Raw genomic sequence first — 26,958 nt, forward strand, 5'->3', positions numbered from 1 at the left:
CTGACTAGATTCTGAAGGTTTTGAGTAGCTGTCGGCCCAGGGTCGCCAGTAAAAGGACCGTCAGGACAATGACGAGGCCAGGCAGCGTGGTCAACCACCAGGCGGTCCCGAGATATTGCCGTCCTTCGGCGATCAGTAGGCCCCATTCCGGGGTGGGTGGTGGGGCGCCAAAGCCGAGGAAGCCCAACCCGGAGATGGCGAGGATTGCCGCACCCAGGTCAACCGCCAGCAACGCGAGGACGGGTCCGCTGGCATTCGGCAGGAGGTGGCGGGTAATGACTGACCAAAAAGTTCCACCGTTGAGGAATGAAGCCTCGATGAAGTCAAGATTGCGTACCCTCAACACCTCTGATCGGACCACTCGGGCGAAGGAGGCGACCGAGGCGATGCCGATGCCGACGCCCAGCGAAATTGGCCCGGGGGAGAAGGCGGTGACTATGACGAGCGAGATGAGAAAGCCGGGCACGGCCAGCAGCACGTCCACTAGCCGCATCGCTGTGGTGTCGGCGGCCCGTCCCGCAGTTGCGGCAATGATCCCGACGAGCGTGCCCACCACCAGACCGATGAGGACCGCGAGTCCCGCGGTGAGGAGGGTCTGACGCGTACCGAACACCACCCGGGTGAAGACGTCCCGGCCGAGATGATCGGTGCCGAAAATGTGGTCAGCGTCGGGTGCACGAAAGTTGTCGCCCGGCACCCCGTCGAGTGGGGAGAACGAGGTGAACAGGTCGGGAGCGAGCGCCCAGGCGGCGACGACGGTCAGGGGCGCCGCCGTCAACCAGAGGGACGGGCTACGAAGCGGTCCGCGCCGTCGTCGGGCTGACGGCACAGGAGCGGTCTCGGGCACCGCCGCCCCGAGGCCGGGACCGCCGTTCCTGCCTGGGCCTGGATCTGCAGTCAGTACTGGAGGGGGGAGATTATTGGTGGTTGGCACAGGGAAACCTTTATCGAAGGGAGGTCATCAAGCAGCAAGGGCCCGCGGGGCGCCATCTCGACTGCTGGTGAGGATGCGGGGATCAAGGAGCGGATATAGGAGGTCAACTGCCAGGTTGACCACCACAAAGATCGAAGCCGTCAGGAGCACCAGTCCCTGCACCAACGGCACATCCTGGGTGGTGACTGCCGTCAGGACCACTGACCCGAGACCCGAGCGGGCGAAGACGGTTTCAGTGATCACCGACCCGGCGAAAAGCGTTCCAACCGTGATGCCCATGATTGTCAGGGCGGGACCCGCAGCGTTCTTCAGCGCGTGGCGGAAGAAGATCCAGGACCGTGAGGCACCCTTCGCCCGGAGCACATCTATGAAGGGCTGGTCATAGACGTGGTTGATGCTCTTGAGCAGCACCTGGGCCAGGGGAGCGGACACGACAGTGGCCAGTACCAGTACCGGGACGGCGAGGGACAGAAAGGAACCATCGGGGAACAACGACATGACTCCCCAGCGGATGGAGAGCAGATCGAGCAGCACAAGACCGAGCCAGAATGCTGGAATGGCCGCGAACAGGGGAGGCACGTTCACTAAAACCCGACGGATCACCGTCGAGCGGGTGAGTGTCGCGGCGCCGACAAGGGAAACGGCGATGAGTACCGCAGTGATGAAGGCGGCGCCGGCCAGGGCGACGGTCGACCCGGCGACTCCACTGATCCGGTCCCACACTGACTGTCCGGAAGCCAGCGAGTACCCGAAATCACCGGAGAAGAGCCCCACCAGCTGGTTCAGGTATTGCGTCAGCATGGCTGGTCATAGCCGTACTGACTCTTCATGGCGTCGATCGCTGATTGATCGACCGCTGAGTCGGCGGTCAGGAAAATTGTTACCGGATCGCTGGGCAGAAGCTGTACGGCGAGAAACACCGCAGTGTAGGCGAGCCACACCACCAACAGGGCCTGACCTATCCGTTGCAAAAGATAGCGGATCATGGACGCTACCCGCCGGTTTTCCAGGCACCCTGGAATACCGGGGCGGTGCCGGACGTGAATTCAATCTGGGTCCCACTGTGGGCACCGTAAACCTGGACCTCGTCCCAGAGCACCAGGGAGTAGGCCTTATCCACCACCAACGCATACTGTTCCTCGGCCAGCAGCTCATCGCGCTCTTCGAGTGAGGTTGCCGCACGCTCGGCCGCGAAGATCGCGTTGAGGTCTTCGTCGCTGGTGTGCGTCATGGTGTTGTTTTCCGGCTCGAAGATCGGGCCGAGACCGCCGTAGATGAACTGTCGGGTGCCGAAAAACTCCACCGCTGGGTCAGGCATTGCTGAGGCGAGAAAGGTGTTGTCGCCGGCGCGGTTGTTGAGCTTGACACCAATCTCACGCCACTGCTGTTCAATCAGCTCGAAGGCCGGTTTGATGACAACCGAATTGTTGGAACTAGTGACGGTCACCTCGAGTGCTATTCCGTCTTTGGCCCGGATGCCGTCGGCCCCGACTTTCCAGCCCGCCTCGTCGAGCAGCTGCCGTGCTTCCTCGGGCTGGTATTCGAGTTCTTCGGACAGGTCGGTGAAGCCGGGTGCCCGGTGGTTCAGGACCGAGGCAGCCAGTTCGTAGCTGTCGGACAGGACGGTGTCCTTGAGACTTTGCCGGTCAATACCAATCTGCAGGGCCCGGCGGACGTTCTCGTCGGCCAGCTTCCCGCTGCCGACCCGGACCGCGGCCATGTTCACTGTCAGGTCCACGCCCTTCGCCGGGAGAACCTGATTACCGGTCGCAGCAAGGGTTTCCTCATCCACCGGCTGGAGGCCCCTCACCAGGTCGACCTGCCCCGACTGGACCGCCCCAGCACGATGGGCGACCTCCGGCAGGTATTTGACGACGACCTTGTCGAGGTACGCGTCACCCTGGTTGTCAACGGTTTCCGGCGCCCAGGCGTAGTCCGGGCGCTTGGCCAGTACTACTTCCTCATCAGGCTTCTCGGACTCGAAGGTGAAGGGTCCGGACCCGGATATCTGGGAGATGGCTGATTGCCCTGCCGCATCCAGCTCAAGTGTTGCGGGGGACACCAACCCGGCGGTGACCGAGGTGGTGGCCCGCAGGAAGTTCGCGTTAGGGGAGGACAGCGTCACCAGCACCTGATCGGCACCGATCACCTCGGCCGACTCGTACCCGGCGAAGTCCACGTTCGGTTGAATCTGGGCCGCCTCAATCCCAAAGCCCTGGGCGTCGAGGTTCAGTTTGACTGCCTCGGCGTCTACCGGGGTGCCATCACTGAACGTCACATCGGGTCGAATGGTGAAGGTGAACTCGGTTGCGTCTGCGTTAGCGGAGAACTCGGAGGCTATCCAGGGGACAATCTCACCCTGGTCGGCGTCGAAATACGTCAGGCGGTCCAGGACGCTGTTGAGGACATTGGACTTTTCATAGAACCTCGCGGACTGGGTCTGCCAGTTATTGATGGGGGTCACCTCGGCATATACCAGGGTGCCGCCCTCGACCGGCTGCCCACTGGCCACACTTTCACCCGGAGCGGTAGTGGCGGTCGAACCGCAGGCGGTGAGCGCCACTGCCGTAAGGCCGATGAGCGCCGCTACCCGCAGGGACCGCCGGCGTGGACCGGGATTGGGCGGTAGGACGTTGTGGTGTGAGACGGTGCGGGAAATCATGTCGATCCTCTCAGTCGTGATCGAGGTGCCCTACCCACGCACGCTGAAGCATCTGACCGCCAGGAATGGGGTCGACACCAACGGGGGATAAAACTTTCTCCATCGGTCCTGGCAGTAGCACCGGCCCCGAGGGGTGGTTGCTGCGGCTTCAACGAGCCAGGTCTCTCAGCCGCTCTGGATGGTTGTTCAGTCCGGGGGAGCGATACCCTGCGGACTACGGCGATCTAATCGCATAATGATGGGGCAATCAAGAAAGTCCTGATCTGTACGACTTCCGACGCAACATTCAGCATTGGCAGGCCGGTGCAGGTGGGTATACATTTCGGTATGAGAGAGATCAGCACGGAGTGGCGGGTGATCGATAACGTTGCGACGGCATGGTTCGACGCGCGTTCGCTGACCGTCGAATCCTCGAATCCGTCTGGATGAGAATATTCTGGCAGCGCGTGCTCGACTGCGCGCCTGCTGACGACGGCGGTTTGGCGGATCCGTTACGGCTCGACCCCGCGCTACGGATCAACGCGCTACGGATAAAGGCAAAGAGTTGATGATCGTAAGTAGTTCATAATCTTCACCGGTGGGTCTTTATCTCGCGTCAGGCTGGCGGTAAAGGGAGTTCCCGGATCCGCTGCTGAACCCTTCCCGGAAACGCCGATAATCTACATTATGTCAACTAACGGATATCTGGTGGTCAGAAACACGAGTCTTTCGTCATGGTCATTTTGATTCGCGCGTCAGAGACGTTGGTGTCCGGCCACTGCTCAGAGCGCACCCCAATTCCAGATGCAGTTCCCTGGCGGACAGCTGCGGCGATTGATACTGCGGTCACCACATTAACCTGCTCCCCTGGGCCGATGACGTAGCCCTCAGCCGGTTCGGCCCGGTCCAGTATGGCTTGAACCTCTGGGTCCTTTGTTAACGTCGAGCTCACGCCGAGGGTAGTACCTGGGCCTGACTGCATCGGAATAATGTAGGCGTCCTCCACCACCATGTCCTTAGCATCCAGCAGCTTCACTTCCGTGACGGTGACCGGCTGATCTCCGTTGTTGGTGATTACCTCACCGACGAGGGTTTTCCCCTCGCTTGGCGGCACATCCACAAAGCACATTTCGTCGGTGCCCCCATCAGTCAGCACGCTTGAGTATCCCGGGCTGACGGAGCAGCCGGCCCCTGCCATCAGGAGGGCAAGGGCGAGCAGGGTGGTCGCACTGTTTCGCTTCGCATGCATTCTGTCCTCGGTTCAGCGATTCTTGCGGGGCTTCAGCAATTCCACCGACCCTGCTGGAATAACCTCGATCTCGGCCCCAAGCCCGGCCGCGCCGCCCTCGAAGCTAAACACTCCGAAGTCGCTTATGCAAGAGGTAGATCGACTCCGCCACGCGATCCCCAATGGCCAGCATCCCGGGCAAACCTATGACCCCGGCGCCGTCGTAGCTCGACAGAGAGGCGCCGGCCTTAGCCGATCGTTGTGCTCGTCCCGTCGGTGCTATCCAGGACATAGACCACCTCGGCGGCGTCCGGCCACCCTTCAAGGAGGCCTTCGACCTGATCGGCGTCTTCCTGGTTCGTTACCTCTGCTGTGATGTGGTCAATCATGCCGTCGACGACTTGTACGAGCACCTGATGTGATGCGCCGTCCGGCCCAATGAAGCGGGCCCGCACCGGATATACCTGGTTGTGTGGCACAGCGCGGGGCAACCCTTCCGGGACCTTGAAGTATGCGGTGCCTGTGAACTCGTCGTCCCAGTAGACCTCCTCGGCGGCATCCAGCTGGGCGCGGAGCTCCTGAGCCCCTCTTTCCTCGCTGGCGCTGAGGATGCCCCCCACCAGTTTTCGAACTTTGCTGTCCAGCGGCCGTACCTGTTCGGACTGATCCTCGAGCATGGCCAGGAACTCCCGCCTTCTGGCTGCAGCACGATCACCAACGAATCCGGCGGCGATGAACGCTGCCGTACCGGCGGCCATCCATCGTCGCGGGTGCTGGATCCCGACCTGGCGCAGCTTGTTCTCCAGTCGCAAATCGATAGCCTCACTGGTGTCAGCGAAACGAAGCGTGGCAGCTCCTGTAACGACCCCGGCCAGAGCCCTGAGCGGTAGCCGCTTGCCGCCGATCGTAACGCCAACGTAGAGCCCCGACACTACGGCCGAGACCACCCGCATGACGCGGCGCTGCTGTCCGTCCAGCCTGGAAGGATCGACGAGCGTGACGGCGCCCATGACGGCGGTTGACGCGACACCGAAAGCTGGTGACGCCGGATCGACGAGTGAATAGCGTTTCTCATTGGTCATGGGTGGTCCTCTCGAGGCGGGTTCTTCACTGGGATCGAACAAACCCCACGTCCCCTACCGCTAGCCTGCTGCGATGGCACGAGCCGTATGAAACGATCTCTACATGTGGTTTGAATCGTGGGATCAGATTATCCGAGTACTCATCATTGGATCGGTATCATATGCCGCGCTGGTGGTGCTCCTGCGGGCGTCGGGCAAACGTACCCTTAGCCAGCTCAATGCTTTTGACTTCATCGTCACCGTTGCCCTGGGATCTACACTTGCCACCATCCTGCTCAGTGCTGAGGTCTCCTTCGCCCAGGGACTGACTGCACTGGTGCTACTGGCGTCGCTTCAGTTGGTGGTCGCCGCGATGTCGGCACGTTGGCCCCGAATACGTTCGTTGGTCACGGCCAAGCCGGTTGCCCTGGTCCTTGGAGGGCAACTGCAGGCTGACGAACTGCGCAGAAACCGTCTGACGGAATCCGAGGTACGTCAGGCAATTCGCACCGCTGGCTCAGGAGACCTATCTGACATTGCGGCTGTGATACTCGAAACCAACGGCACCCTCAGTGTCATTCCTACGGACAAGATCGGTAGCGGATCCGCGCTCGACGAAGTCACCAATTGGCCAGGTGCCGGTACGCCATGACCAGCCCCCATGACGGAGTAGGCTCCGACTCACCGCTTGGGGTACGCCTGCGATCGGCCGAAGAACTGGCGCGGCGGCTCGACAAACCGATGGGCATCCTGGGCATCATTTTCCTGTTCATAGTGCTCGGACAGGTGCTGGCTGAGGATCCGACGCTTGTCCTGGTGTTCAGTATTGTCGGCTGGCTGTTCTGGGTAATTTTCGTGGGTGAGTTTCTGTTGCGAGCCTACATCGCCAGTTTCAGTGCCGCGTTCTGGCGGAAGAACTGGTGGCAGGTAGTTTTCCTGCTTGTCCCGTTCCTCAGATTTTTTAGGGCGCTGCAGGCGTTCAGGATGTTGCGGGCGGCTCGCTTCGCGCGGTTCGGCGGAATCCTCTCTGCCAGCGTGCGAGGCTCCAGATCCGCTGGCAGACTGCTTTCCGGCAGGATCGGCTGGCTTGCGGCAGTGACAGCGGTAGTGATTCTTGCCGCTAGCCAATTGCTCTATGCCACCGGGTCCCACGAGTCCTACACCGACGCCTTGTTCGAAGCCTCGATGGCAACAATTACCGGTACCGGGATCACTCCGACAGACCATTTCGCCCGCGCACTCCAGGTGCTGCTGGCCATCTACTCTGTGGCGGTTTTCGCGACCCTCGCCGGTTCCCTCGGAGCGTTTTTCCTCAGGGACCAATCGCCCACGGTGGAGTCCGGACAGCCGGCCAACGGCGCTCCCCCGCTTTCGGAAGATAGTGCCCAGAAAAGTGGCTCATCCCCGGCTAAGTGGTTGCGCGACCGCTAGTGTGCTGGTGCACCACTCTTGTGTGGCCCAGGGGGTCCAGGGGCCACTTGTGACCGTCACCCAGAACGCGCCCGGACTGCCCACGCCGTCGCGTCGATCATAAACGGCGGTGCGGGAAGCAGTTCGGCGCAGGCCTTCCGGAGAAACTCCCGACCCGTGGGGTCCAGCCCGTTCATATAATCACCGGCCGGCCCGACGCCGAGAGTGAAGGGCTCCCACCAGCCGGCGAATGAGTCGAACTCCACCCGCACGCTGAGACTCCCCTGCTCAATCTCGTTCAAACCCGCGGCCTCGAACAATTCGGCCAGGTGCCCCTCAGCGGTCCCCGCACGCCTAGTCTCTGATGCCGTGGGTCCGCCGACCTCCTCGACGGCCCGCCAGAAGGTGGCCAGCGGTCCGCGGCCGCCAGCGTTATCCCAGACACACGCTGCCACTACCCCACCGTTGCGCGTCACCCGGCCCATTTCCCGCAGGCCCGCCACCGGATCGCTCATGAAGTGAACCACCAGCTGCGCCAACGCGATATCGAACACGCTGTCAGGAAAAGGCAGCTCCTCGGCTGTGCCGGGACGGATGTCGACTCCGGGGAGCCGGGTCCGCGCCGCAGCAACGAACGGCTCTGACGGGTCGACCGCCGCAACCAGGCCAGCGCCCACCCTAGATACCAGCCGGGCCGTCAGAGCTCCGGGGCCGCACCCCACGTCGAGGCACCGGAGGCCAGCTCCGACGTCAACCAGCCGGACAAACTCTGCAGCCAGAGGCACTGAGTACTGGCCCATGAGCCGGTCATAGGCGTCAGCTGCTACGGTGAAACTCACCCTCCCAACCTACTCCGACGGCCTTTACGCCGGTAGGGGCGAAGCGGCTCCGGTTCCGGGCGTCAATGGTTGCCGGGAACCCCCACCGGGCGTAAGGTCCCGTCATGGACATCATTCTGGTTCCCGGTTTCTGGCTTGACGCGTCGTCATGGGATGACGTGACTCCCCCGCTCACGGCTGCTGGACACCACGTCCATCCCCTCACCCTTCCCGGCCTGGAAGCCAAGGATGCGCCCCGGGCCGGCATCGGCCTCCGCCAGCACATCGACGCCGTCGTGGCCACTATCGATGCAGTGGACCGGCCTGTGGTGCTGGTCGGACATTCGGCGGGCGGTGCCATCATCTACGGCGCTATCGACCAGCGGCCCAACCATGTGCTCCGCGGGATCTATGTGGATAGCGGACCGCTCGGCGAGGGCGGAGTGATCAACGACCAGCTGCCGGCGGACGGCAATGAAATCCCGCTCCCGGCCTGGGATGTCTTCGACGCTGAGGACCTCGTTGACCTCGACGACGACGTCCGGCAGGCGTTCATCCGCCGAGCTATCCCGCAGCCCCTGGGGGTGGCCACCGACCAGCAGCGACTGGTCGACGAAGGCCGCTTCAGGGTGCCGGCGACGGTTATCTGCTGCGAGTTCACCTCTGAACAACTTCAGCACTGGATGGATGCGGGGGATCCGAACGTTTCCGAACTGACCCATATCCACAATGTCGAGTATGTCGACCTGCCCACCGGTCACTGGCCCCAGTTCACCCGGCCGGCGGATCTCAGTGCGGCGATCCTCGCCGCCGTCGACCGCTAGGCTATCCCCACCGCCACCTCAGGCCAGAAAAGTAGTGGCCCTGCAGGTAAGCGGTAGCGCAACCACTCATCTGCAGGGCCCCCACTTTTTTGCGCAACTGGGTGCTGCGCAACTGGGTTCCGCGCAACTGGGTTCCGCGCAACTGGGTGCTGCGCAATTGGGTGCTGCGCAATTGGGTGCTGCGCAACACCGATGCAGGGAGAGTCCCAGAGCGTTAGGAGCCGTTGATATTGACCAGCCAGGCGACCCCATACCGGTCTTTGCACATGCCGAAACTGTCTCCCCACGGTGCTCGCTCCATCGGGACAGTCACCGTGCCGCTGCCTGATAGTTTGTCCCAGTAGCCGCGGAGCTCCTCCTCATCCTCGCCGCTCAGCGACACCGAGAAAGTGTCCCCTTCCGTGTACTCCATGCCGGTCGGGATGTCGGCGCCCATCAGCATCAGCCCGCCTTCAGTTTCGAGCTGCCCATGCATGATCTTTTCCGCATCGGCCGGGTCCTGGGCCGCCTGGAATTCATCAAAAGTGCTCATGGTCAGCTCGCCAGCGAAGACCGACTGGTAGAAGGTCATGGCCTCCCGGGCGTTGCCTTTGAAATTGAGGTACGGATTGAGTCGGGTAGCATGGTGATCTCCTTCGATTCTGACGGAAGCTAGCGGGTGCAGGCCCGGGGCCTGTGCGGCGCTCCTACCAACCCGGTGGGAGTCAGCCGGTGGCGGCAAACCGTTTGGCAGACCGTGCCTTGTGTTTCTCGGCTTCAACCTCTCGGTCCTTGGGCGGCGCGGTGGTGACGAGGTCCGCCAGCAGATGCGCTGTCACATGGGCTATGCGGTCGACGGCGGCGTCAAACGCCTCCTGATTTGCCTTCGACGGTCTGGTGGAACCACTGACTTTGCGGACGAATTGCAGGGCCGCCGCGTGAATCTCGTCGTCGGTGGCTGACGGTTCAAAATTGGACAGAGTTCGAATATTTCTGCACATATTCCATAGCGTAGGCCTAGTTCACCCCGGGGGGAATAGCCTCCTCAGTTCCCGATTGCGCCCTCACCATGCCTAGAGTTGAAGCACTCCCCAGCGAAGGATCACGATGCATTTCGAACGACACGGCAGCGGTACTCCCCTCCTCCTGGTGCACGGCCTGGGCTCAAGCCTTCGCACCTGGGACCCGATCATGCCGGCGCTGACCGCCGGGCGGGAAGTGACCGCCGTGGACCTGCCGGGGTTCGGCAACACGCCGCCGCTCATCGGGCCGGTGACGATCGGCACGCTGACGGATACCGTCGAACGTTTCATCGAAAGCGAGGACCTACAGGACACAGCTCTGGTGGGCAGTTCGATGGGTGCCCGAATTGTCCTTGAGCTGGCACGGCGCGGTCATTCGGGCAGCACTGTTTCACTTGACCCCGGAGGGTTCTGGACCGACCGTCAACGGCTGATCTTCGGTACCAGCATCACCGCCTCGGTCGCCCTGGTCCGCGCAATCCAGTCCGCGCTCCCCTTCCTGACCGGCACAGCCATTGGTCGCAGCGCGCTGCTGGCGCAGTTCTCGGCTAAACCCTGGCAGCTCGATCCTGGTCTGGTCCTCACCGAGCTGCAGGGTTTCGCGTCCTCGCCAGGCGTCGACGAGGCCCGCCGGTCCCTGATCGAAGGGCCCACCCAGCAGGGCGCCCCCGCCGGATCCCTCTCCGGCAACGTGGTGATTGGGTGGGGGCGACGCGACCGGGTGACCTTCCCCAGCCAGGCGGCCACCGCCCAGCAGCGCTTCCCTGATGCGACTTTGCACTGGTTCGAGGAAAGCGGACACTTCCCACACTGGGATCAGCCCGCGGAGACAGCCCGGCTGATTCTCGACAGCACCTCGTGAACGTGCCGCGCCTCAGCAAAAACGCCCCCGCCGAAGGGCGGACCCGACCAACCGGCCGAGCCGTAGCGGGCTGGCTTGCTGCGGACCTGGTGCTGATCACTGGATTCGCAGCGACCGGGCGGTCCACCCATGAGTCGGGACTGGTGATCCTCGGCGTCCTGGGCACTGCCGCACCCTTCCTCACCGCCTGTCTCCTCACCTGGGGCGCGTCCAGGGCCTGGCGGTCGCCGTCGGCGCTGTGGCCGACGGGGATGCTGATCTGGCTGGGTACCGCCGTCGGCGGATTGGGGATTCGAGCCTTACTTGGCGGCGGCATGGCGGTCAGCTTCCAGCTGGTCGCCGTCCTGGTGCTCGGTGCGGTGCTGCTCCTCCCCCGCGCTATCGCTGCCATGGTCCTGCGGTGGCGGAGCACTTCACGATAAGTTAGCCGAAGAGTTTGTTCCCCAGCCAGTCCCCCACTATTGCCTAGGAGACCCCCAATGATCACCGCATTTGTTTTGATCCAAACTGATGCCTCCCGGATTCCGGAGTGCGCGCAGGAAATTTCCGAAATCGAAGGCATCAGCGAGGTCTATTCGGTGACCGGCGAATGGGACCTCATTGCCATTGCCCGGGTCAGCCGCCATGAGGACCTCGCGGACGTCATCGCCGACCGACTGTCCAAGATCGAGGGCGTGGAGTCGACCACCACCCAGATCGCGTTCCGCTCCTACTCGAAGCACGATCTGGACACCGCCTTCTCGTTGGGCTTCGAAGGCTAGGATGCGCGTTGAGATTGCGGTTCAGGACACTGCCGGGGCGGCGATCGCGTACGACGCCGGTGCGGTGCGGTCCGAACTCTGCGTTGCCCTGCCGCTGGGCGGTCTGACGCCCTCGGTCGGTCTGATTCGACAGATCAGAACAACAGTCCCCGGGCTGCCGCTGCACGTGCTGATCCGTCCGCGTCCAGGGGGTTTTGTCTACTCTCCCGCGGAACTGGAGCTGATGGCCGGCGACATCTCGGCTGCCGCGGACGAGGGCGCGGCTGGCATCGTGGTGGGGGTCCTGACGGGCTCCGGCGGAGTGGATGCTGGTGCCGTCAGGGCCTTGCGGCAGGCCGCCCCAGGGCTTGAATACACCTTCCACCGCGCGATCGACCACACTCCTTCGCCGCTTGCCGCCCTCGACGCGATCGCTGCTGCCGGTTTCACGCGGGTCCTGACCTCCGGTGGGGCTCCGACCGCGGGGCAAGGCATCGCAGCCCTGCAATCGATGGCGGCCGCTGGCAGCGGCCTAACCATCCTGGCCGGGGGCGGGGTGACCATCGGCGACCTGCCGGCGCTCGCCGCGGCAGGGATTTCCGAAGTCCACCTCTCGGCCAAGTCGGTTCACCGCCCCAGCGGCTACGGCGTGCCACTTGGCGCGTCAGACACGGAAGGCGCCAGCTATCAGGTCACCGACCCGGTGCTGGTCGCCGCAGTCATAGATCAGGCCACCCGGCTGGGCTAGGCCACACCACCGGTTACCCGCACCCACTTCTCGAGCGAACCCTGCGCTGCCCCCGAGTCAATCGAATGCTCCGCACGCAGCATTGCCGCATTGATCCGGTCGATCAGTGGCGTGCCGTGAGCCACGTCGAACGCCACCAGGCCTGCGGCAGCATTGAGCACGACGGCATCCCGGACCGGCCCCCGCTCCCCCGCCAACAATGCCCGCACCACACGCGCGTTGCTGGCACCGTCGGCCCCCCGGAGGGCCTCCACCGGCGACACCGGCAACCCGAAGTCGGCCGGGTGGACCTGCTGCTCCGTCACCGTCCCGCCGCGGACCTCCCAGATGGTCGAGGAGCCACTGGTCGTCAGCTTGTCCCGACCGTCGCTGCCCCGGAACACCAGGGCCCGGATCCCCCGCGCCGCCAATACTCCCGCCATCAGCGGCGCCATCCGCTCGCTGGCGCATCCCATGGCTTGAGCATCGACCCCAGCCGGGTTGCTCAGCGGGCCAAGAAAGTTGAAGGTCGTGGGGACACCCAGTTCACGCCGCGGGACTGCGACGTGGCGCATTGACGGATGGAACACCTGGGCGAAGCAAAAGGTGATTCCCGCCTCCTCGGCCGAACGGGCGACGTCGTCAATCGAGAGATCCAGCCGGACACCCAGCGCCTCGATCACGTCTGCCGCGCCGGCCGACGACGAAGCACTGCGGTTTCCGTGCTTCACCACTTTCGCCCCGGCGCCCACGGCCACCAGCGACGACATGGTCGAGATGTTGAGCGTGTTGAGCCCATCCCCGCCGGTGCCCACAATGTCCAGGGTGGGCCCTGGCACGTCGATGCGGTGGGCCCGAGCCAGCATTGCCTCGACCAGCCCGACCAGTTCACCGACCGTCTCCCCCTTGCTTCTCAAACCGACGAGGAATCCCGCGATCTGGGCATGGGAAGCGTCGCCCTCCATGATCTGGTCCATCGCCCAGCGGGTCTGATCGGAGGTGAGATCGTCCCCCCGGATCAGCGCGGAGATGAGTACGGGCCAGGTCGGGGATCCGCCGTCGGGGCTTGAAATCGTCGTCACACCTCAAGGTTATCTACGAATTGTAGAAAGTCATCTGTTCACTACTTCCGCGCCGTTACTGGGATGCCGAGTCCTTCGCGGTGCCGGGGACGCGCCGGGGCATCCCCAGCATTGGTGAACTGGCCCTTTTTAGAGACATAATGGCTCTGTGACATCTGCGACTCAAGCCCCCAGCACCACGGCGCATCCAACGCTGAACCGCCCCAACATGGTCTCCGTAGGAACCGTCGTTTGGTTGTCCAGTGAATTGATGTTTTTTGCCGGACTATTCGCCATGTACTTCACCCTGCGTTCCACCTCGAGTGAGATGTGGGCAATGGAGACTGAAAAGCTGAACGTACCGTTCGCCTTGATTAACACGATCATTCTCGTGTTGAGCTCGGTGACCTGCCAGTTCGGTGTATTCGCAGCCGAGCGGTTGCAAGCACGCCGCACCGGCAGCGTCTTCTCCCCCCTCAAGTGGGGAATGATCGAATGGTTCCTCCTGACCTTCCTCATGGGTTCCATCTTCGTTGCGGTTCAGGGCTACGAGTACGCGGTATTGGTTTCGGAAGGCGTCTCCCTTTCATCCAACGCCTACGGCTCGTCGTTCTACCTGACCACCGGGTTCCACGGTCTCCATGTGCTGGGCGGGCTGATCGCCTTCCTCTTCATCATCGGCCGCGGATTCGCCGCGAAACGGTTCGGTCATTTTGAGGCCACCTCAGCAATTGTTGTGTCGTACTACTGGCACTTTGTTGATGTTGTCTGGATTGCGCTGTTCATCATCATCTATTTCCTGAAGTAACCCTTAGTTGAACACTCTTCTACTAGGTGTAGAATTCCATCAAGTGGTACCGGCAGTGATTGCACGACAGAAGGCAGGAACCAGCAAGTGAAGGCACTTTCGCAAAGGCGACGTCATCCCCTGGCAGCGGTAGCTTTGTTGCTCATCGGATTACTCTTCACGGGCGGCGTCTATGCCCTGGCGAGCAGCACCAATGACGCCCAGGCCCAGTCCTTCTCGGCCGACGAGGTCGACGAGGGCGAGAAGCTCTTCATCGCCAACTGCGCCACCTGCCACGGCATGGGCGCAGTCGGATCCGATAACGGCCCGTCATTGGTTGGCGTCGGTGCCGCATCGGTGGACTTCCAGGTGGGCACCGGGCGCATGCCCATGCAGATGCAGGGACCCCAGGCGCAGGTCAAGCCACCACAGTTCGACGACGAGCAGACCATGCAGATGGCCGCTTATGTCGCCTCCCTGGGTGCCGGACCAGCCATTCCGAGCGAGGACATGCTCGACACGTCCGACGCCGACCCAGCAAACGGTGGAGTTGTCTTCCGCGTCAACTGCGCAATGTGCCACAACGCGGCAGCAGCCGGCGGCGCGCTGACCCGCGGCAAGTACGCTCCAGCACTGTCCGGCTCGACGGCGAAGCACACCTACGAGGCAATGGTTACCGGTCCGCAGAACATGCCAGTGTTCAGCGACGCGAACATCACCCCCGAGGACAAGCGCGACGTTATCGCGTTCCTCGAGACCATCGACGAGCAGGGCTCCCCCGGTGGAGCCGACCTCGGTTCGCTGGGTCCAGTCTCTGAAGGTCTGTTCATCTGGGTCGCAGGGCTAGGCGTCATTATCGCGTTCACTGTCTGGCTGACGGCCCGGTCGTCCTAAACCACATGACGCTCCATCAGCTGCCTCAGGGCTGCACCACCACACTTAACAACAGACCACAAGCGAAGTTTTATCAGAAGGATGCGAGGGATCATGGCCGATCATAGTCACGGCAGTCCAGAGAGTACTGGCGTCGTTGCTAGGCCCGGTCAGGGCGATGTACAGAAGTTCCAGAACCCTGGCTTGCCTCCACACCGTCCCCGCCTGGCTGACCGGGATCCGCGTGCGGAGAAGCGCGCGGAGCGACAGGTAGCGATTCTGTTCCTGGTGTCGATTATTGGGACCATCCTGTTTTTCGTTGGGTACTTCCTCATCCCGCTGGACGAGACCATCGAGACGCTCCGACTGCAAAACCTGACGCTCGGCCTCGGCACGGCGTTCGCGATGCTCGGCATCGGCGTGGGAATTGTTCACTGGGCCAAGACACTCATGCCTGACCACGAAGTATCCGAGGACCGGCACGAGATCCGCACCGAAGCTGACCGCGCCGATGCAGAAAAGATCATCAACGACATCGTTGAGGAAACCGGCATCAAGCGTCGCCCACTGATCCGCAACACCCTCCTTGGTGCGATGCTTCTGGCACCGCTCCCGGCCGTCTTCATTTTCCGCGATCTGGGTCCCTTGCCCGGCAACGTGCTGCGGCAGACCTATTGGGAGTCGGGAACCCGGCTTGCGCGGGACCCCAGCGGCACCCCGATCAGGGCTTCAGACGTCACCATCGGTTCGGCTTTCCATGTCATCCCTGAAGGGCTCTCGGATTCTGAGCACTATCTGGAAGAGAAGGCCAAGGCGGTTGTCCTGCTGATGCGCCTGAACCCCGAGTCGCTGAACCCCTCCCCTGGCCGTGAGGACTGGGGCTATGAAGGCATTGTTGCCTACTCCAAGATTTGCACGCACGTGGGTTGCCCTGTTGCTCTGTACGAACAGCAGACCCATCACCTGCTTTGCCCGTGCCACCAGTCGACGTTCGACCTCACGCAGGAATGCAAGGTCATCTTCGGACCGGCGACACGACCGCTACCGCAGCTGCCCATCGCCGTTGATGACGAGGGCTACCTCATCGCTACTAGCGATTTTCAAGAGCCAGTAGGACCAAGTTTCTGGGAGCGTGGCTGACATGAGCAGCACGACATCGCAAAGTACCTACCAACCCAAGACGAGCGTTGGCAAGATCACCAACTACGTTGACTCACGAGTCGGCGGATCCGGGATGGTCAAGGAGTTCGGGCGGAAGATTTTCCCCGATCACTGGACTTTCATGTTCGGTGAGGTGGCGCTGTACTCCTTCGTGATCCTGCTCCTGTCAGGAACCTTCCTGACCTTCTTCTTCGATCCCTCAATGGCAGAAACCCACTATGAGGGTAGCTATGTGCCGTTGCGCGGGGTCGAAATGTCCGAGGCATACGCCACGGCGTTGAACATCTCCTTCGATGTCCGCGGCGGGCTGTTCATGCGGCAGGTCCACCACTGGTCTGCGTTGCTCTTCGTCGCAGCAGTGTCCGTGCACATGCTCCGAGTCTTCTTCACCGGTGCGTTCCGGCGTCCCCGCGAACTGAACTGGGTTGTCGGTTGCGTCCTGTTGATCCTGGCCATGGCCGCAGGCTTCACCGGTTACTCACTCCCCGATGACCTGCTGTCCGGTAACGGCCTGCGCATCATCGACGGCGTCATCAAGGCCGTCCCGGTTGTTGGCACGTACATCAGCTTCTTCCTCTTCGGCGGCGAATTCCCCGGCACAGTGGTTATTCCACGGCTTTACGTGCTGCACATCCTGCTGATCCCCGCGATCATCCTGCTGATGATCGTCATCCACCTCTTCATGGTGGTGACCCACAAGCACACCCAGTTCCCCGGCCCAGGCCGGACGAACGACAACGTGGTCGGCTTCCCCGTCGGCCCGGTCTACGCAGCGAAAGCCGGTGGATTCTTCTTCATCGTGTTTGGCATCATCGCAGCGATCTCGGCGGCGTTCACGATCAACCCGATCTGGAACTACGGCCCGTACGATCCCTCCCCCGTGTCGGCTGGCACCCAGCCCGACTGGTACATCGGTTGGGTGGACGGTGCGTTGCGCCTCATGCCGGGGTGGCTCGGTGGGCTGCCGCTGGAGTGGAACATCCCGATGCCATGGGGCGTGAACACCCTGTCGCTGAACGTGTTGCTTCCCGCCCTCGTTCCTGCCGGAATCGTGTTCGGCCTGATGTTCGCCTGGCCGTGGATTGAGTCCTGGTTGACCAAGGACAAGCGGGAACACCACCTGCTCGACCGTCCGCGCAACGCACCGTTCCGCACCGCGGTTGGCGTGTCCGGCGTAGTGTTCTACTGCGTCATGTGGGCAGCGGCCAGCTCGGACCTCATTGCCACCCACTTCTTCGTATCCCTGAACGATGTGACCTACTGGCTGCGGGTGCTGTTCTTCGTGGGCCCGATCATCGGCTTCATGGTGGCACAGCGTATTGCTCTGGCTCTCCAGCGCAAGGATCGCGAGATCGCCCTGCACGGTCGGGAAACCGGCCGGATTGTGCGGCTCCCGCACGGCGAGTTCATCGAGGTCCACGAACCACTCGACGAATACAAGCGCTACAACCTGGTCAACTACGAGTCTGCAGGAGTGTTGCCAGCCGAGGCGGATGTCAACGGACACGTCACCCGGACCGAGAAGGCCCGCGGCTGGCTGTCACGCTTCTTCTTCGAAGACAGGGTGGCACCGGTAACGCCTGCGGAGTTGGCGGCAGCGCATTCTCACGCACACCACGACGAGATCGCCGAGCAGCACGACAAAGCGGCAATCTCCAAGTAGCACGACACGATAAAGAACCCGGTCCAGCGCATAGCTGGATCGGGTTCTTTCGTTGGCGCACATCCGGCTATGCGGGACAGCTCCGGCCCGTAGGGCAAGGATGGCCGCTGGGAACCGGCGGATCTGACTCCGGGGGCAGTTCCTGCAGGGTTTGACCCTACTGGCCTGAAGCGCTAGCTAGGGACTGTTCAACCGCTTCGCCGTATAAGCGCGCGGGGACCGTACCCCGGGGCGCTGGAGTGGCACCCAGAGCTTGTACCGGTCCGCCCGGTAATAGGACACCGAGTAGTCGATCATCGACCTGGCCACGTAGGCGTGCCGCTGGATTTTCAGGAGGGGCGCTCCCAAATCCACATTGAGCAGCCTGGCGATCGAAGCAGAGGCCGCGGTCGCCTCGATGGTGTCCTCGCCCCATTCCATCAGCAGGCCGAACCGTTCGCTCAAAACGTTGTACAGCGACGTCGGCGCCGGCTCGTCAAGAATCCCCGGCACCCGGTGGGCCGGGATGAAGTTCTCGTCAACGCTCATCGGCTCTCCATCCGCGAGCAGTTGGCGTCTGAACCGGACTACCGGCTGGCCTTGCTCGAGTTGCAGCTCGCGGGCAATCAGCGGGGTTGCCCCGATCTGTTCGAAGCTCAGTACCCGCGCGTCGGGAACCATACCCCGCCGGTGCATCTCCTCGCTGTAGGAGGTGAGCTTCATCTGCAGGTCCAGCTTGGTATGTGCGACGAACGTCCCCAGTCCCACGATGCGTTCCAGCACCTCCTCGGCGACCAGGGCATCGATCGCGTGCCGGACGGTCATGCGTGCCACCCCGAAGTGTCTGGTCAACTCTCGCTCAGAGGGAATGGCTGTACCAGGCTCGGCGTGGTCAATGATCAGCTGGCGGAGGATCTCGCGGAGCTGCACGTGTTTCGGCGCCGTGGACTCAGGATTCAGCCCTCCCTCAAGGGAGAGCAATAGGGTACTCGACAACGGGAAAGCCTTTCAGGAGCCTTGGAAGAACGCGGCTGCTTTCAGTCTAAAGGGCTCCCCCGGATCGTTGATTTACCCGCGAAATCGAGGGTATCGTTGAGTATCGCTATATATCGTTAGATGATTCAAGGGAGAGCGCAATGCGGAATTCATACCCAGCAGGCGGGTTCAGCGGAAACAACATTGACGGCATGTGGCAGGCGGTCGAAGAGCTGCGGTCACGGTTCGATAAGCGCACCGGAACCCGGGCGGGACGGGGCGAGGTACGGTCGGCGATTCTTGCCCTGCTCGCGGAAAGGCCCATGCACGGCTACCAGATCATCCACGAAATCGAGGAGCGGAGTGGTGGCAGCTGGAAGCCAAGCGCCGGCTCGGTCTATCCGACTCTGCAGCTACTTTCCGATGAGGGGTTTATCAGCGCCGAGGAATCCAACGGCCGGAAAATCTATTCGCTGACCGAAGCGGGTCGGGAAGAAGTAGCCGGTGCGGGCGGAGCAGCGCCCTGGGCTATGGGCCACGAGGCCGGCACCGGGTTCGGCGCGCTGCCGAAGGCCGGAGTTGAACTTGCCCAGGCCGCGGCCCAGGTGGGGCGTACCGGAACACCTGAACAGGTCCAGGAAGCCGTCAAGGTGCTCAATGAAGCCCGACGCCGGCTGTACTCGATCCTTGCCCAGGACTGACGGGCGTGACATCGGGTCGCCGGGAGCGGACAGAGCAGCTACCCGGCGTTGGGGCGACCCGTGCCCGTTACCGCCGCATCATACGCTTCGCCGCGTGGCACCTGGCGGTCACCTGGTGGTTTGAACTGTTTTTGCCGCGCATCGGCCTCGGCAAAGTGGCGGAGCGCACCCGGACGAAAAGGATGCTGCGCTTTGCCCAGCGCTTCCGTGTCCTGGCGGTGGACCTGGGGGGCCTGATGATCAAGGTCGGGCAGTTCCTCTCATCGAGGCTTGACGTGCTGCCGCCGGAGATCACTGCGGAGCTGGAAGGGTTGCAGGACGAAGTCCCGCCAGTCCCCTTCAGAGCGATCCGCGTTCTGGCCGAGTCCGAGCTGGGCGCTCCCCTGGCGCGGGTGTTCGCGTCGGTCGAGGAAGCTCCCATTGCTGCCGCGTCCTTTGGCCAGGCACACCGGGCCCAGCTCCGGTCCCCTGATTCGGCGGACACCGGACTGACCAGTGTGGTCCTGAAAGTCCAGCGGCCGGGCATCGACGCGATTATCGACATTGATCTGGCTGCTCTCCGTAAAGTGGGCGGCTGGCTCAGCCGTATTCGTCTGGTTTCCAGTCGGGCGGACGTTCCGGCACTGGTGGAGGAGTTCGCCCAGATCAGTCTGTTGGAGATCGATTACCAGCACGAGGCTGCGAACCTTGAGCGGTTTGGTGCCGACTTCGCCGAGGACGACAGGGTGACTGTCCCGGCGGTCGTGTGGGAGCGCAGTACGCGCCGTGTGCTGACTCTCGAAGATGTCACCGCGATCAAGGTCAACGACACGGCAGCCCTGGTGGCAGCGGGTATCGACCCCGCCAGGGTCGCTCCGGTGTTCGCCTCGGTCATGTTCGACCAGATGTTCACCAACGGCTACTTCCATGCGGATCCGCACCCGGGCAACATTTTCGTCACCCCGACCAGGCGCCCTTCAGCAGACGACCAATGGACCCTGACCTTCATCGACTTCGGGATGGTGGGCGAGGTTCCGCTCAGCACCCGCAACGGACTTCGAAAACTCCTGATAGCTGCCGCCTCCCGCGACGGCAAGGGACTGGTGGCAGCCATCAGCGACGTTGGTGTACTGGTGCCCTCGGCCGACACCACCGAGCTGGAACGGGCGATGACTCACCTCTTCTCCCGGTTCGGCGGTCTGGGTTTCGCTGAACTTCGTGAGGTTGACCCGCGGGAGTTCCTCGATTTTGCTGTCGAGTTCGGCGACCTGGTTCGTTCCCTGCCGTTTCAGCTCCCCGAAAACTTCCTGCTGATTATCCGGGCGATGTCCCTGACCTCAGGAGTGGCCAGCTCACTGGATGCCCGGTTCAACCTGTGGGATTCGGTGGAACCGTATGCCGCGCAATTGCTCCGCGACGAGCGTGGCAACCTGGTGCAGGATGTGGCTCAGCAAGCGATTGACGCCGCCGGGGTGGCCCTGCGGCTGCCACGGCGTCTGGATAGCCTGGTCACCCGCATCGAGGATGGGGCGATAGCCGTTGCCACGCCACGCCTGGAACGGCGGGTGGCCCAGCTCGACCGGTCGTTCAAACGGACCGCTTCGGCCCTGGTGTTCGGTGCGCTGCTGATCGCCGGTGCTCTGGTCCGGCCTGATGATCTGGTGCTGGGGAGCGTGCTGATGGTCTCGTCAGCGGTCCCCCTGCTCCATGGGCTGTGGGCGGGCCGCAGCGGATTGTAGGCGCGCAGGACAGCTGTTAACGAACGAGAGGCCCCCACCGTTGTGAACGGTGGGGGCCTCTCGTGTGGTCAGCGCAGACCTGGTTAGTGTGCGTGATCTCCGCGGCTGTACTCGAAGACCCAGCCAACAAGTGCTATCACTACCATGCCAAGGCTGATGTAGAGGATCCAAAAGCCGGCTGCCAGACCCAGGAAACCAGTCGCGGCGGACAGACCGAGCGCCAGGGGCCACCAGCTCCAGGGGCTGAAGTGACCCTGTTCGCCGGAGCCCTCGTGGATCTCGGCGTCGAGCCTGTCCTCGGGCCGCATTCCAACCCGGCGGCCGGTGAAGCCCAGGTAGAACCCGATCATTCCTGCCAGACCACCAACGAGCAGAATGCCCAGGAAGCCAACGTATTCATCCCAGCCGGTGAGGTATCCGTAGACAACCCCAACGATGAGGAAGAAGGGCAAACCCCAAAAGAAGAGTCCGGTTTCAACCTTCATGGTTTAGGCGTCCTTCCGGTCGCTGCGCCAAGAGCCTGGCCGACAGCCGAGCTAGGCGTGTGCTGCTGTTGCAGCTCAGGGTGGTGGAGGTCCAGTGCTGGTCGCTCTGACCGGATCCGGGGCAACGAGGTGAAGTTGTGGCGTGGTGGTGGGCACGAGGTAGCCCACTCGAGTGACGCACCAAAGCCCCACGGGTCATCGACCTCTACCTTCTTGCCGCTGCGCCAGGTGATGTACACATTCCAGAAGAACGGAATCAGTGAAGCACCAAGAACGAAGGACGCGATAGTGGAGAACTGGTTCATCGCAGTGAACCCGTCCTCAGGCAGGTAATCGGCGTACCGGCGAGGCATCCCGATGACGCCAAGCCAGTGCTGGATCAGGAAGGTGCCGTGGAAGCCGAGGAACAGCATCCAGAAGTGGATCTTCCCGAGCCGCTCGTTGAGCATCTTGCCGGTGAATTTTGGCCACCAGAAGTAGAAGCCGGCGAACATGGCGAACACCACGGTTCCGAAGACCACGTAGTGGAAGTGAGCCACCACGAAGTAGGTGTCAGAGACATGGAAGTCGAGCGGGGGTGAGGCGAGGATGATGCCCGTAAGTCCACCGAAGAGGAAGGTCACCAGGAAACCGAGGCTCCACAGCATGGGCGTCTCGAAGGTAATCGAACCCCGCCACATGGTGCCGATCCAGTTGAAGAACTTCACGCCCGTCGGCACCGCGATCAGCATCGTCATGAAGGCGAAGAACGGCAGCAGGACCGCTCCGGTGACGTACATGTGGTGCGCCCAGACGGTCACTGACAAGGCAGCGATTGCGATGGTGGCGTAAACCAGGCCCTTGTAGCCGAAGATCGGTTTGCGACTGAAGACCGGGAAGATCTCGGAAACGATGCCGAAGAACGGCAGTGCGATGATGTACACCTCGGGGTGACCGAAGAACCAGAACAGGTGCTGCCAGAGGATCGCTCCCCCGTTGTCCGGATCGAAGATGTGGGCACCAAATCGTCTGTCGGCTCCCAGGGCGAAGAGTGCGGCAGCCAGTGGTGGGAAAGCCATCAGCACGAGGATCGCGGTGACCAGCGTGTTCCAGGTGAAGATAGGCATCCGCCACATGGTCATGCCGGGGGCCCGCATGCAGATGATCGTGGTGATGAAGTTGACCGCGCCGAGGATGGTGCCGAACCCGGACAGGGCCAGACCAAAGACCCAGAGGTCACCACCGAGCCCCGGAGAGAACGTGGTGTTCGACAATGGGGCGTAGGCGAACCAGCCAAACGATGCGGCACCCTGTGGGGTGATGAAACCGGAGACGGCGATAGTGCTGCCGAACAGGAAGAACCAGAATGCCAGGGCGTTCAGGCGGGGGAACGCCACATCGGGCGCTCCGATCTGGAGCGGCATGATGACGTTGGCGAACCCGGCGAACAGCGGGGTGGCGAACATCAGCAGCATGACGGTGCCGTGCATGGTGAAGAGCTGGTTGTACTGCTCCTTGGTCTGCAGGATCTGCATACCGGGTTCAAACAGTTCAGCGCGGATGACCAGCGCCATCACTCCTGCGAAGCAGAAGAAGATGAAGGAGGCGATCAGGTACATGTACCCGATGGTCTTGTGGTCGGTGGAAGTAATCCAACTGACTACCACGCGCCCCTTGGACCTCGGTACTACCCGCGGCGCTACCAGGGTGCCGGTATCTTCAGCCGTGTATTCGTAGGTGGACATCAGCCGTTACTCCCTGCTGTTTCGGATTCAGTGTCCGGGTAGGAATTGCGATCGTATTCTTCCCCGAGCTGGCCGTCTTCAAGGGTGGCCATGTGCGCGTCGAACTCTTGCTGCGAAACAACCGCAACGTTGAAGAGCATCTCCGAGTGATACTCACCGCACAGTTCGGCACACTTGCCGTCGAAGGTGCCTTCCCTGGTCGGGGTCAGGGTGATGTAGTTGGTGCGACCTGGAATCATGTCGCGCTTCTGCAGGAACGCCGGCACCCAGAAGGAGTGGATGACGTCGCGGGCGTTGAGCTGTAGCTCGACCGTCTGGTTGACCGGCAGGTACAGGGTCGGGAGGGTTTCGGGGATCCCTTCCTCGCCGGTGAGGTTCGCCTGGACGCCGCTGAAGTACTTGTCCTCATTGACGTAGTTGAAGTCCCAGGACCACTGCTTGCCGCGGACGTCGACGATTACATCAGGGTTGTCGACGCGGGCGTCGATCGCCTGCTGGTCGCGGTCAGTGAAGTAGAAGAACACCAGGACCATGAACAGGGGAATGGTCAGGTAGAACACTTCGAGTGGAAGGTTGTAGCTGACCTGGCGTGGGAATCCGGTCTCATTCCGGCGCCGGCGATAAGCAACGATGCACCAGATGATGAGGCCCCAGGTGATGATGCCGACTATCAGTGCGGCAATCCAGGAATTCACCCACAGATCGATGATTCGGCCGGTGTGGTTGGTGTTGTCGCGCTCGGCGGGCAACCAACCCCTTTGGACTTCAGCTGAACAGCCCGACAGAAACAACGCGCCAATCAGCATAATGCTGGAGATCTTGACGACCCTTGCGCGCCGGGTGCCGGTTCGGTGCTGCGAACTCACAGACGGCCCTTCCTTTTCTTACGTGTCTGCCACCCGTGGCGGCGTTACCCCGTGTGCGCAAAAAGCACACATTTAGTTTTACTACTTACTGTAGAGCTTACCTGTTACCGCCGCCATTGGATGACACAAAGACGGCCTGCCGTGGAACTTTTGGCAGGTCATCTGTGCGTTTGTTTGGGCAGCTGACACGTGCTAGTGGAATGAATCGCCGCACGCGCAGGAACCGCCAGCGTTGGGGTTGTCGATAGTGAAGCCCTGCTTGGAAATGGTGTCTTCGAAATCGATGGAGGCGCCTGCAAGATAGGGAACGCTCATCTTGTCGACGATGACCTCGACGCCGTCGAAGTCCCTGACGGCGTCGCCGTCGAGGGTTCGTTCGTCGAAATACAGCTGGTAGATCAAACCGGAGCAGCCGCCGGGCTGCACGGCGACGCGCAGGCGCAGGTCGGTGCGGCCCTCCTGTTCGAGGAGGCTGCGTACCTTTTCGGCAGCTACCTCAGATAGCGCCACCTCGTGTGCGGCCAACGCGGCCTCGGTGGTCTCTGTGGTGGTTTCGCTGGTGGAAGTACTCATTACTGGTTTCTCCTCGCTGTGGACACGTGTCGCGGTTTTGCGTCCTACCCAATGGTACGTCGGCAGTCCCGTTCGGGACCAACCCCCGGCTTTTCACAACCCGTCGGTATTGATCCGGGACAGCATGAGGGCTTCGGCGAGGACTGCCTTCTGGAATTCGGCAAGGTGCAGCGATTCGTTGGCACTGTGTGCCCTGGAGTCCGGATCTTCCACCCCAGTGATCAGAATCTGCGCGGAGGGGTAGACCTCGGTGAGATCGGCGATGAACGGGATCGACCCGCCCATACCGGCTTCAACCGCCGGGACCCCCCACGATTCTTCGAGCGCCCAGAGTGCGGTCTTTGCTGCCGGTGCGGTGGTGTCGGCAGCAAAGGCGTTGCCGGTCTCCCCCGCGGTGAACGTGACCCTCGCGCCAAAGGGGGCGTTGCGTTCCACATGGTCCCTCACCGCGGCCATGGCCGACGCCGGGTCCTGGCCGGGGGCGAGTCGCAGGCTGAACTTGGCTCGGGCCCGGGGAAGCAGGGTGTTGGACGAGAGCGCAACCGTTGGTGCGTCGATCCCGATGATGGAGAGTGCGGGTTTGGTCCAGAGCCGCGAAGCGATCGATCCGGTGCCGGCGAGACGAACGCCGTCGAGCACTGACGCATCGGCCCGGTAATCGGCCTCGGGGTAGTCGACCGTCGCGTCGTCACCGCCGGCCAGACCGGCGATCGCGACGTCGCCGGCGTCGTCATGGAAGGTAGCGATCAGACGGGACAGCAGGGTCGGCGCGTCGAGCACCGGTCCACCGAACATTCCCGAATGAACGGCATGTTCCAGGACCTGCACCTCGACGGTCCCGTCGACGAGGCCACGCAGGCTCGTGGTCAGCGCCGGAACCCCGACCTTCCAGTTGCTGGAATCTGCCACCACTATGACGTCTGCCTGCAGCAGTTCCCGGTGGGTTTCGAGGAATGTCCTGAAGGTCGGCGAGCCGGCCTCTTCCTCACCCTCGATGAACAAGGTGACGCCGACGCCGAAGTCCTCCCCCAGCACCTGGTCGAGTGCACGCAGTGCACCCAGGTGCGCCATGATGCCCGCCTTGTCATCGGCGGCTCCCCTGCCGTAGAGCCGGCCGTCGCGTTCGACGGCGGTAAACGGTTCGCTGTCCCACAGCTCCGGATCGCCGGGAGGCTGGACGTCGTGGTGGGCATAGAGCAGCACGGTCGGTTTGCCTGGGGCGGCGGGGCGACGCGCCACGACAGCCGGGCCGCCCGGCACCCCGTCAGTGCTGACCCGCAGCACCTGGACGTCGCTGATGCCTGCGGCGCCGATGAGCTCGGCGACGGCGGCGGCGCTGCGATCCAGTTGCGCCGGGTCGAAGGCTTCCCAGGCGATTCCCGGAATGCCCACCAGGCCTACGAGCTGACTGACCGTCTGGTCGAACCCGGCGGCTACTGCCGCCCGGAGTTCCTGTACTGAATAGTCGGTGCTGGACGAAAGCTGTTCGGGAGTCATGCTGTCGACCTTACACAGTGACCGGGACCACGGGTCCGATCAGGCCGGGTATCCTTGGAGGGTGTTTGGACGAAAAAAAGAGGCCCCTGAGGCCCCAGTAGACCAGTTACCCGCAGAGCGCCCAGTAGGCAAGGGAGCGCCGACGCCACGCCGTAGCTCGCAGGAGGCTGCGCGGAAACGGCCGTTGGTGCCTGACGACCGGAAGGCAGCCAGGGCCGCAAGCCGTGATGCGCAGCGGGCAGAGCGGCTCAAAACGCGCCAGGCCCTCGATACCGGCGATGAACGGTACCTACCGTTGCGCGACAAGGGCCCAGCCCGTCGTTACATCAGGGATTTCGTCGATGCCCGCTGGAACCTCGGAGAGTTCCTGATGGTTGCCGCCCTGGTGTTTGTGCTCCTGAGCTTTGTGCAGAACCTCCAGGTACAGGCGATCGTGTTGAACGCCTTCTGGATCCTTATCCTCGCCGTTGTGCTGGACTGTTTCCTGTTGCGGCGTTCACTCAAGTCGAAGCTGACCGCCAAGTTCGGCGAGCCTGCCCGCGGTGACCTCTGGTACGGAGTCACCCGTGGGCTGCAGCTCCGCCGGCTGCGGCTGCCCAAGCCGCTGGTGAAGCGCGGCCAGTACCCCGCCTGACTATCTCTAGAAAAA

Annotated in this window: 31 protein-coding genes and 1 riboswitch; of the genes, 14 read left to right on the top strand and 17 right to left on the bottom strand. The window is 62.6% G+C overall.

The window, feature by feature from the left end:
• Positions 1–4: 4 nt before the first annotated feature.
• From DDA93_RS00590 to DDA93_RS00610, 6 genes are all read right to left on the bottom strand, one after another.
• On the bottom strand, positions 5–934 hold the full coding sequence (locus DDA93_RS00590; RefSeq protein ID WP_243400465.1) for an ABC transporter permease: 930 nt from the start codon (positions 932–934) through the stop codon (positions 5–7).
• Positions 935–961: 27 nt separating this feature from the next.
• A complete protein-coding gene (locus tag DDA93_RS00595; protein WP_243400466.1) occupies positions 962–1,735 on the bottom strand; it encodes an ABC transporter permease in 774 nt (257 codons plus the stop codon).
• On the bottom strand, positions 1,729–1,920 hold the full coding sequence (locus DDA93_RS16575; RefSeq protein ID WP_243400467.1) for a hypothetical protein: 192 nt from the start codon (positions 1,918–1,920) through the stop codon (positions 1,729–1,731). The genes DDA93_RS00595 and DDA93_RS16575 overlap by 7 nt, the downstream gene beginning before the upstream one ends.
• 5 nt (positions 1,921–1,925) lie before the next feature.
• Positions 1,926–3,596 (bottom strand): ABC transporter substrate-binding protein, encoded by a 1,671-nt coding sequence (locus DDA93_RS00600; RefSeq protein ID WP_116777815.1) that lies wholly within the window; start codon positions 3,594–3,596, stop codon positions 1,926–1,928.
• A gap of 96 nt (positions 3,597–3,692) precedes the next feature.
• Positions 3,693–3,781, bottom strand: a riboswitch (SAM riboswitch).
• Positions 3,782–4,287: 506 nt separating this feature from the next.
• Positions 4,288–4,824: a hypothetical protein gene (locus tag DDA93_RS00605; protein WP_116777816.1), complete on the bottom strand. Its 537-nt coding sequence runs from the start codon at positions 4,822–4,824 to the stop codon at positions 4,288–4,290.
• A 227-nt stretch (positions 4,825–5,051) separates the two neighbouring features.
• Positions 5,052–5,885 (bottom strand): hypothetical protein, encoded by an 834-nt coding sequence (locus tag DDA93_RS00610; RefSeq protein ID WP_116777817.1) that lies wholly within the window; start codon positions 5,883–5,885, stop codon positions 5,052–5,054.
• Positions 5,886–5,988: 103 nt separating this feature from the next.
• Here DDA93_RS00610 and DDA93_RS00615 point away from each other — a divergent pair, with 103 nt between their 5' ends.
• Both DDA93_RS00615 and DDA93_RS00620 read left to right on the top strand, forming a co-directional pair.
• Positions 5,989–6,516, top strand: coding sequence for a YetF domain-containing protein (locus DDA93_RS00615; protein ID WP_019482738.1), 528 nt, complete (start codon positions 5,989–5,991; stop codon positions 6,514–6,516).
• Positions 6,513–7,295: a hypothetical protein gene (locus DDA93_RS00620; RefSeq protein WP_116777818.1), complete on the top strand. Its 783-nt coding sequence runs from the start codon at positions 6,513–6,515 to the stop codon at positions 7,293–7,295. The genes DDA93_RS00615 and DDA93_RS00620 overlap by 4 nt, the downstream gene beginning before the upstream one ends.
• Before the next feature lie 56 nt (positions 7,296–7,351).
• Here the strand turns inward: DDA93_RS00620 and DDA93_RS00625 are convergent, their stop codons facing one another.
• On the bottom strand, positions 7,352–8,113 hold the full coding sequence (locus DDA93_RS00625) for a class I SAM-dependent methyltransferase (protein ID WP_116777819.1): 762 nt from the start codon (positions 8,111–8,113) through the stop codon (positions 7,352–7,354).
• A gap of 104 nt (positions 8,114–8,217) precedes the next feature.
• On the opposite strand from DDA93_RS00625, the gene DDA93_RS00630 reads away from it, so the two are divergent.
• Positions 8,218–8,916: an alpha/beta hydrolase gene (locus DDA93_RS00630; RefSeq protein ID WP_024476561.1), complete on the top strand. Its 699-nt coding sequence runs from the start codon at positions 8,218–8,220 to the stop codon at positions 8,914–8,916.
• Position 8,917: 1 nt separating this feature from the next.
• On the opposite strand, the gene DDA93_RS16140 is transcribed toward DDA93_RS00630, so the two are convergent.
• The 3 genes from DDA93_RS16140 to DDA93_RS00640 form a co-directional block, all read right to left on the bottom strand.
• Entirely contained in the window at positions 8,918–9,106 is a 189-nt protein-coding gene (locus DDA93_RS16140) for a hypothetical protein (protein ID WP_133185378.1), read from the bottom strand.
• A gap of 24 nt (positions 9,107–9,130) precedes the next feature.
• Positions 9,131–9,556 (bottom strand): VOC family protein, encoded by a 426-nt coding sequence (locus tag DDA93_RS00635; RefSeq protein ID WP_279325239.1) that lies wholly within the window; start codon positions 9,554–9,556, stop codon positions 9,131–9,133.
• A 64-nt stretch (positions 9,557–9,620) separates the two neighbouring features.
• Entirely contained in the window at positions 9,621–9,896 is a 276-nt protein-coding gene (locus DDA93_RS00640) for a DUF2277 domain-containing protein (RefSeq protein ID WP_024476559.1), read from the bottom strand.
• A 106-nt stretch (positions 9,897–10,002) separates the two neighbouring features.
• Between DDA93_RS00640 and DDA93_RS00645 the strand changes: the two genes are divergently transcribed.
• Genes DDA93_RS00645 through DDA93_RS00660 form a run of 4 tightly spaced genes read left to right on the top strand, consistent with a single transcriptional unit; the run spans position 10,003 to position 12,267 of the window.
• Positions 10,003–10,779: an alpha/beta fold hydrolase gene (locus tag DDA93_RS00645; RefSeq protein ID WP_207771290.1), complete on the top strand. Its 777-nt coding sequence runs from the start codon at positions 10,003–10,005 to the stop codon at positions 10,777–10,779.
• Positions 10,776–11,201: a DUF3054 domain-containing protein gene (locus DDA93_RS00650; RefSeq protein ID WP_243400468.1), complete on the top strand. Its 426-nt coding sequence runs from the start codon at positions 10,776–10,778 to the stop codon at positions 11,199–11,201. The genes DDA93_RS00645 and DDA93_RS00650 overlap by 4 nt, the downstream gene beginning before the upstream one ends.
• A gap of 57 nt (positions 11,202–11,258) precedes the next feature.
• Positions 11,259–11,540: an Lrp/AsnC ligand binding domain-containing protein gene (locus tag DDA93_RS00655; RefSeq protein WP_019482746.1), complete on the top strand. Its 282-nt coding sequence runs from the start codon at positions 11,259–11,261 to the stop codon at positions 11,538–11,540.
• A gap of 1 nt (position 11,541) precedes the next feature.
• Positions 11,542–12,267: a copper homeostasis protein CutC gene (locus tag DDA93_RS00660; protein WP_116777821.1), complete on the top strand. Its 726-nt coding sequence runs from the start codon at positions 11,542–11,544 to the stop codon at positions 12,265–12,267.
• Here the strand turns inward: DDA93_RS00660 and trpD are convergent.
• The gene (gene trpD / locus DDA93_RS00665) at positions 12,264–13,328 is read right to left on the bottom strand and encodes an anthranilate phosphoribosyltransferase (protein WP_019482748.1); all 1,065 of its coding nucleotides are present in this window, start codon (positions 13,326–13,328) and stop codon (positions 12,264–12,266) included. The genes DDA93_RS00660 and trpD overlap by 4 nt on opposite strands.
• A 148-nt stretch (positions 13,329–13,476) precedes the next feature.
• Between trpD and DDA93_RS00670 the strand changes: the two genes are divergently transcribed.
• The 4 genes from DDA93_RS00670 (at position 13,477) to DDA93_RS00685 (ending at position 17,791) form a co-directional block, all read left to right on the top strand.
• On the top strand, positions 13,477–14,115 hold the full coding sequence (locus DDA93_RS00670; RefSeq protein ID WP_024476554.1) for a heme-copper oxidase subunit III: 639 nt from the start codon (positions 13,477–13,479) through the stop codon (positions 14,113–14,115).
• A gap of 87 nt (positions 14,116–14,202) precedes the next feature.
• Positions 14,203–14,988: a cytochrome c gene (locus tag DDA93_RS00675; protein ID WP_024476553.1), complete on the top strand. Its 786-nt coding sequence runs from the start codon at positions 14,203–14,205 to the stop codon at positions 14,986–14,988.
• A gap of 93 nt (positions 14,989–15,081) precedes the next feature.
• Positions 15,082–16,107, top strand: coding sequence for a Rieske 2Fe-2S domain-containing protein (locus DDA93_RS00680; protein ID WP_026041071.1), 1,026 nt, complete (start codon positions 15,082–15,084; stop codon positions 16,105–16,107).
• Between the two features lies 1 nt (position 16,108).
• Positions 16,109–17,791, top strand: coding sequence for a ubiquinol-cytochrome c reductase cytochrome b subunit (locus DDA93_RS00685; protein WP_116777822.1), 1,683 nt, complete (start codon positions 16,109–16,111; stop codon positions 17,789–17,791).
• Positions 17,792–17,968: 177 nt separating this feature from the next.
• Here the strand turns inward: DDA93_RS00685 and DDA93_RS00690 are convergent, their stop codons facing one another.
• A complete protein-coding gene (locus tag DDA93_RS00690) occupies positions 17,969–18,766 on the bottom strand; it encodes a GntR family transcriptional regulator (RefSeq protein ID WP_024476550.1) in 798 nt (265 codons plus the stop codon).
• Positions 18,767–18,906: 140 nt separating this feature from the next.
• On the opposite strand from DDA93_RS00690, the gene DDA93_RS00695 reads away from it, so the two are divergent.
• Complete coding sequence (locus DDA93_RS00695) at positions 18,907–19,446, top strand: PadR family transcriptional regulator (RefSeq protein WP_019482754.1); 540 nt, start codon at positions 18,907–18,909, stop codon at positions 19,444–19,446.
• A 5-nt stretch (positions 19,447–19,451) separates the two neighbouring features.
• The gene (locus DDA93_RS00700) at positions 19,452–21,164 is read left to right on the top strand and encodes an AarF/UbiB family protein (RefSeq protein ID WP_024476549.1); all 1,713 of its coding nucleotides are present in this window, start codon (positions 19,452–19,454) and stop codon (positions 21,162–21,164) included.
• Between the two features lie 83 nt (positions 21,165–21,247).
• On the opposite strand, the gene DDA93_RS00705 is transcribed toward DDA93_RS00700, so the two are convergent.
• The 5 genes from DDA93_RS00705 to DDA93_RS00725 form a co-directional block, all read right to left on the bottom strand.
• A complete protein-coding gene (locus tag DDA93_RS00705) occupies positions 21,248–21,649 on the bottom strand; it encodes a cytochrome c oxidase subunit 4 (RefSeq protein ID WP_019482756.1) in 402 nt (133 codons plus the stop codon).
• On the bottom strand, positions 21,646–23,373 hold the full coding sequence (gene ctaD, locus DDA93_RS00710) for a cytochrome c oxidase subunit I (RefSeq protein WP_116777823.1): 1,728 nt from the start codon (positions 23,371–23,373) through the stop codon (positions 21,646–21,648). Before ctaD ends, DDA93_RS00705 begins: the two co-directional genes overlap by 4 nt.
• Positions 23,373–24,239, bottom strand: a complete 867-nt coding sequence (coxB, locus tag DDA93_RS00715; protein ID WP_019482758.1) for a cytochrome c oxidase subunit II — start codon at positions 24,237–24,239, stop codon at positions 23,373–23,375. The genes ctaD and coxB overlap by 1 nt, the downstream gene beginning before the upstream one ends.
• A gap of 192 nt (positions 24,240–24,431) precedes the next feature.
• Entirely contained in the window at positions 24,432–24,812 is a 381-nt protein-coding gene (locus DDA93_RS00720) for an iron-sulfur cluster assembly accessory protein (protein ID WP_024475770.1), read from the bottom strand.
• Between the two features lie 93 nt (positions 24,813–24,905).
• A complete protein-coding gene (locus DDA93_RS00725) occupies positions 24,906–26,309 on the bottom strand; it encodes a dipeptidase (protein ID WP_116777824.1) in 1,404 nt (467 codons plus the stop codon).
• On the opposite strand from DDA93_RS00725, the gene DDA93_RS00730 reads away from it, so the two are divergent.
• A complete protein-coding gene (locus tag DDA93_RS00730) occupies positions 26,308–26,943 on the top strand; it encodes a DUF3043 domain-containing protein (protein WP_347693133.1) in 636 nt (211 codons plus the stop codon). The two genes, DDA93_RS00725 and DDA93_RS00730, sit on opposite strands and share 2 nt — an antisense overlap.
• Positions 26,944–26,958: the final 15 nt, after the last annotated feature.

The organism is Arthrobacter sp. Bz4 (assembly GCF_003075455.1).
Classification (GTDB): Bacteria; Actinomycetota; Actinomycetes; order Actinomycetales; family Micrococcaceae; genus Arthrobacter_D.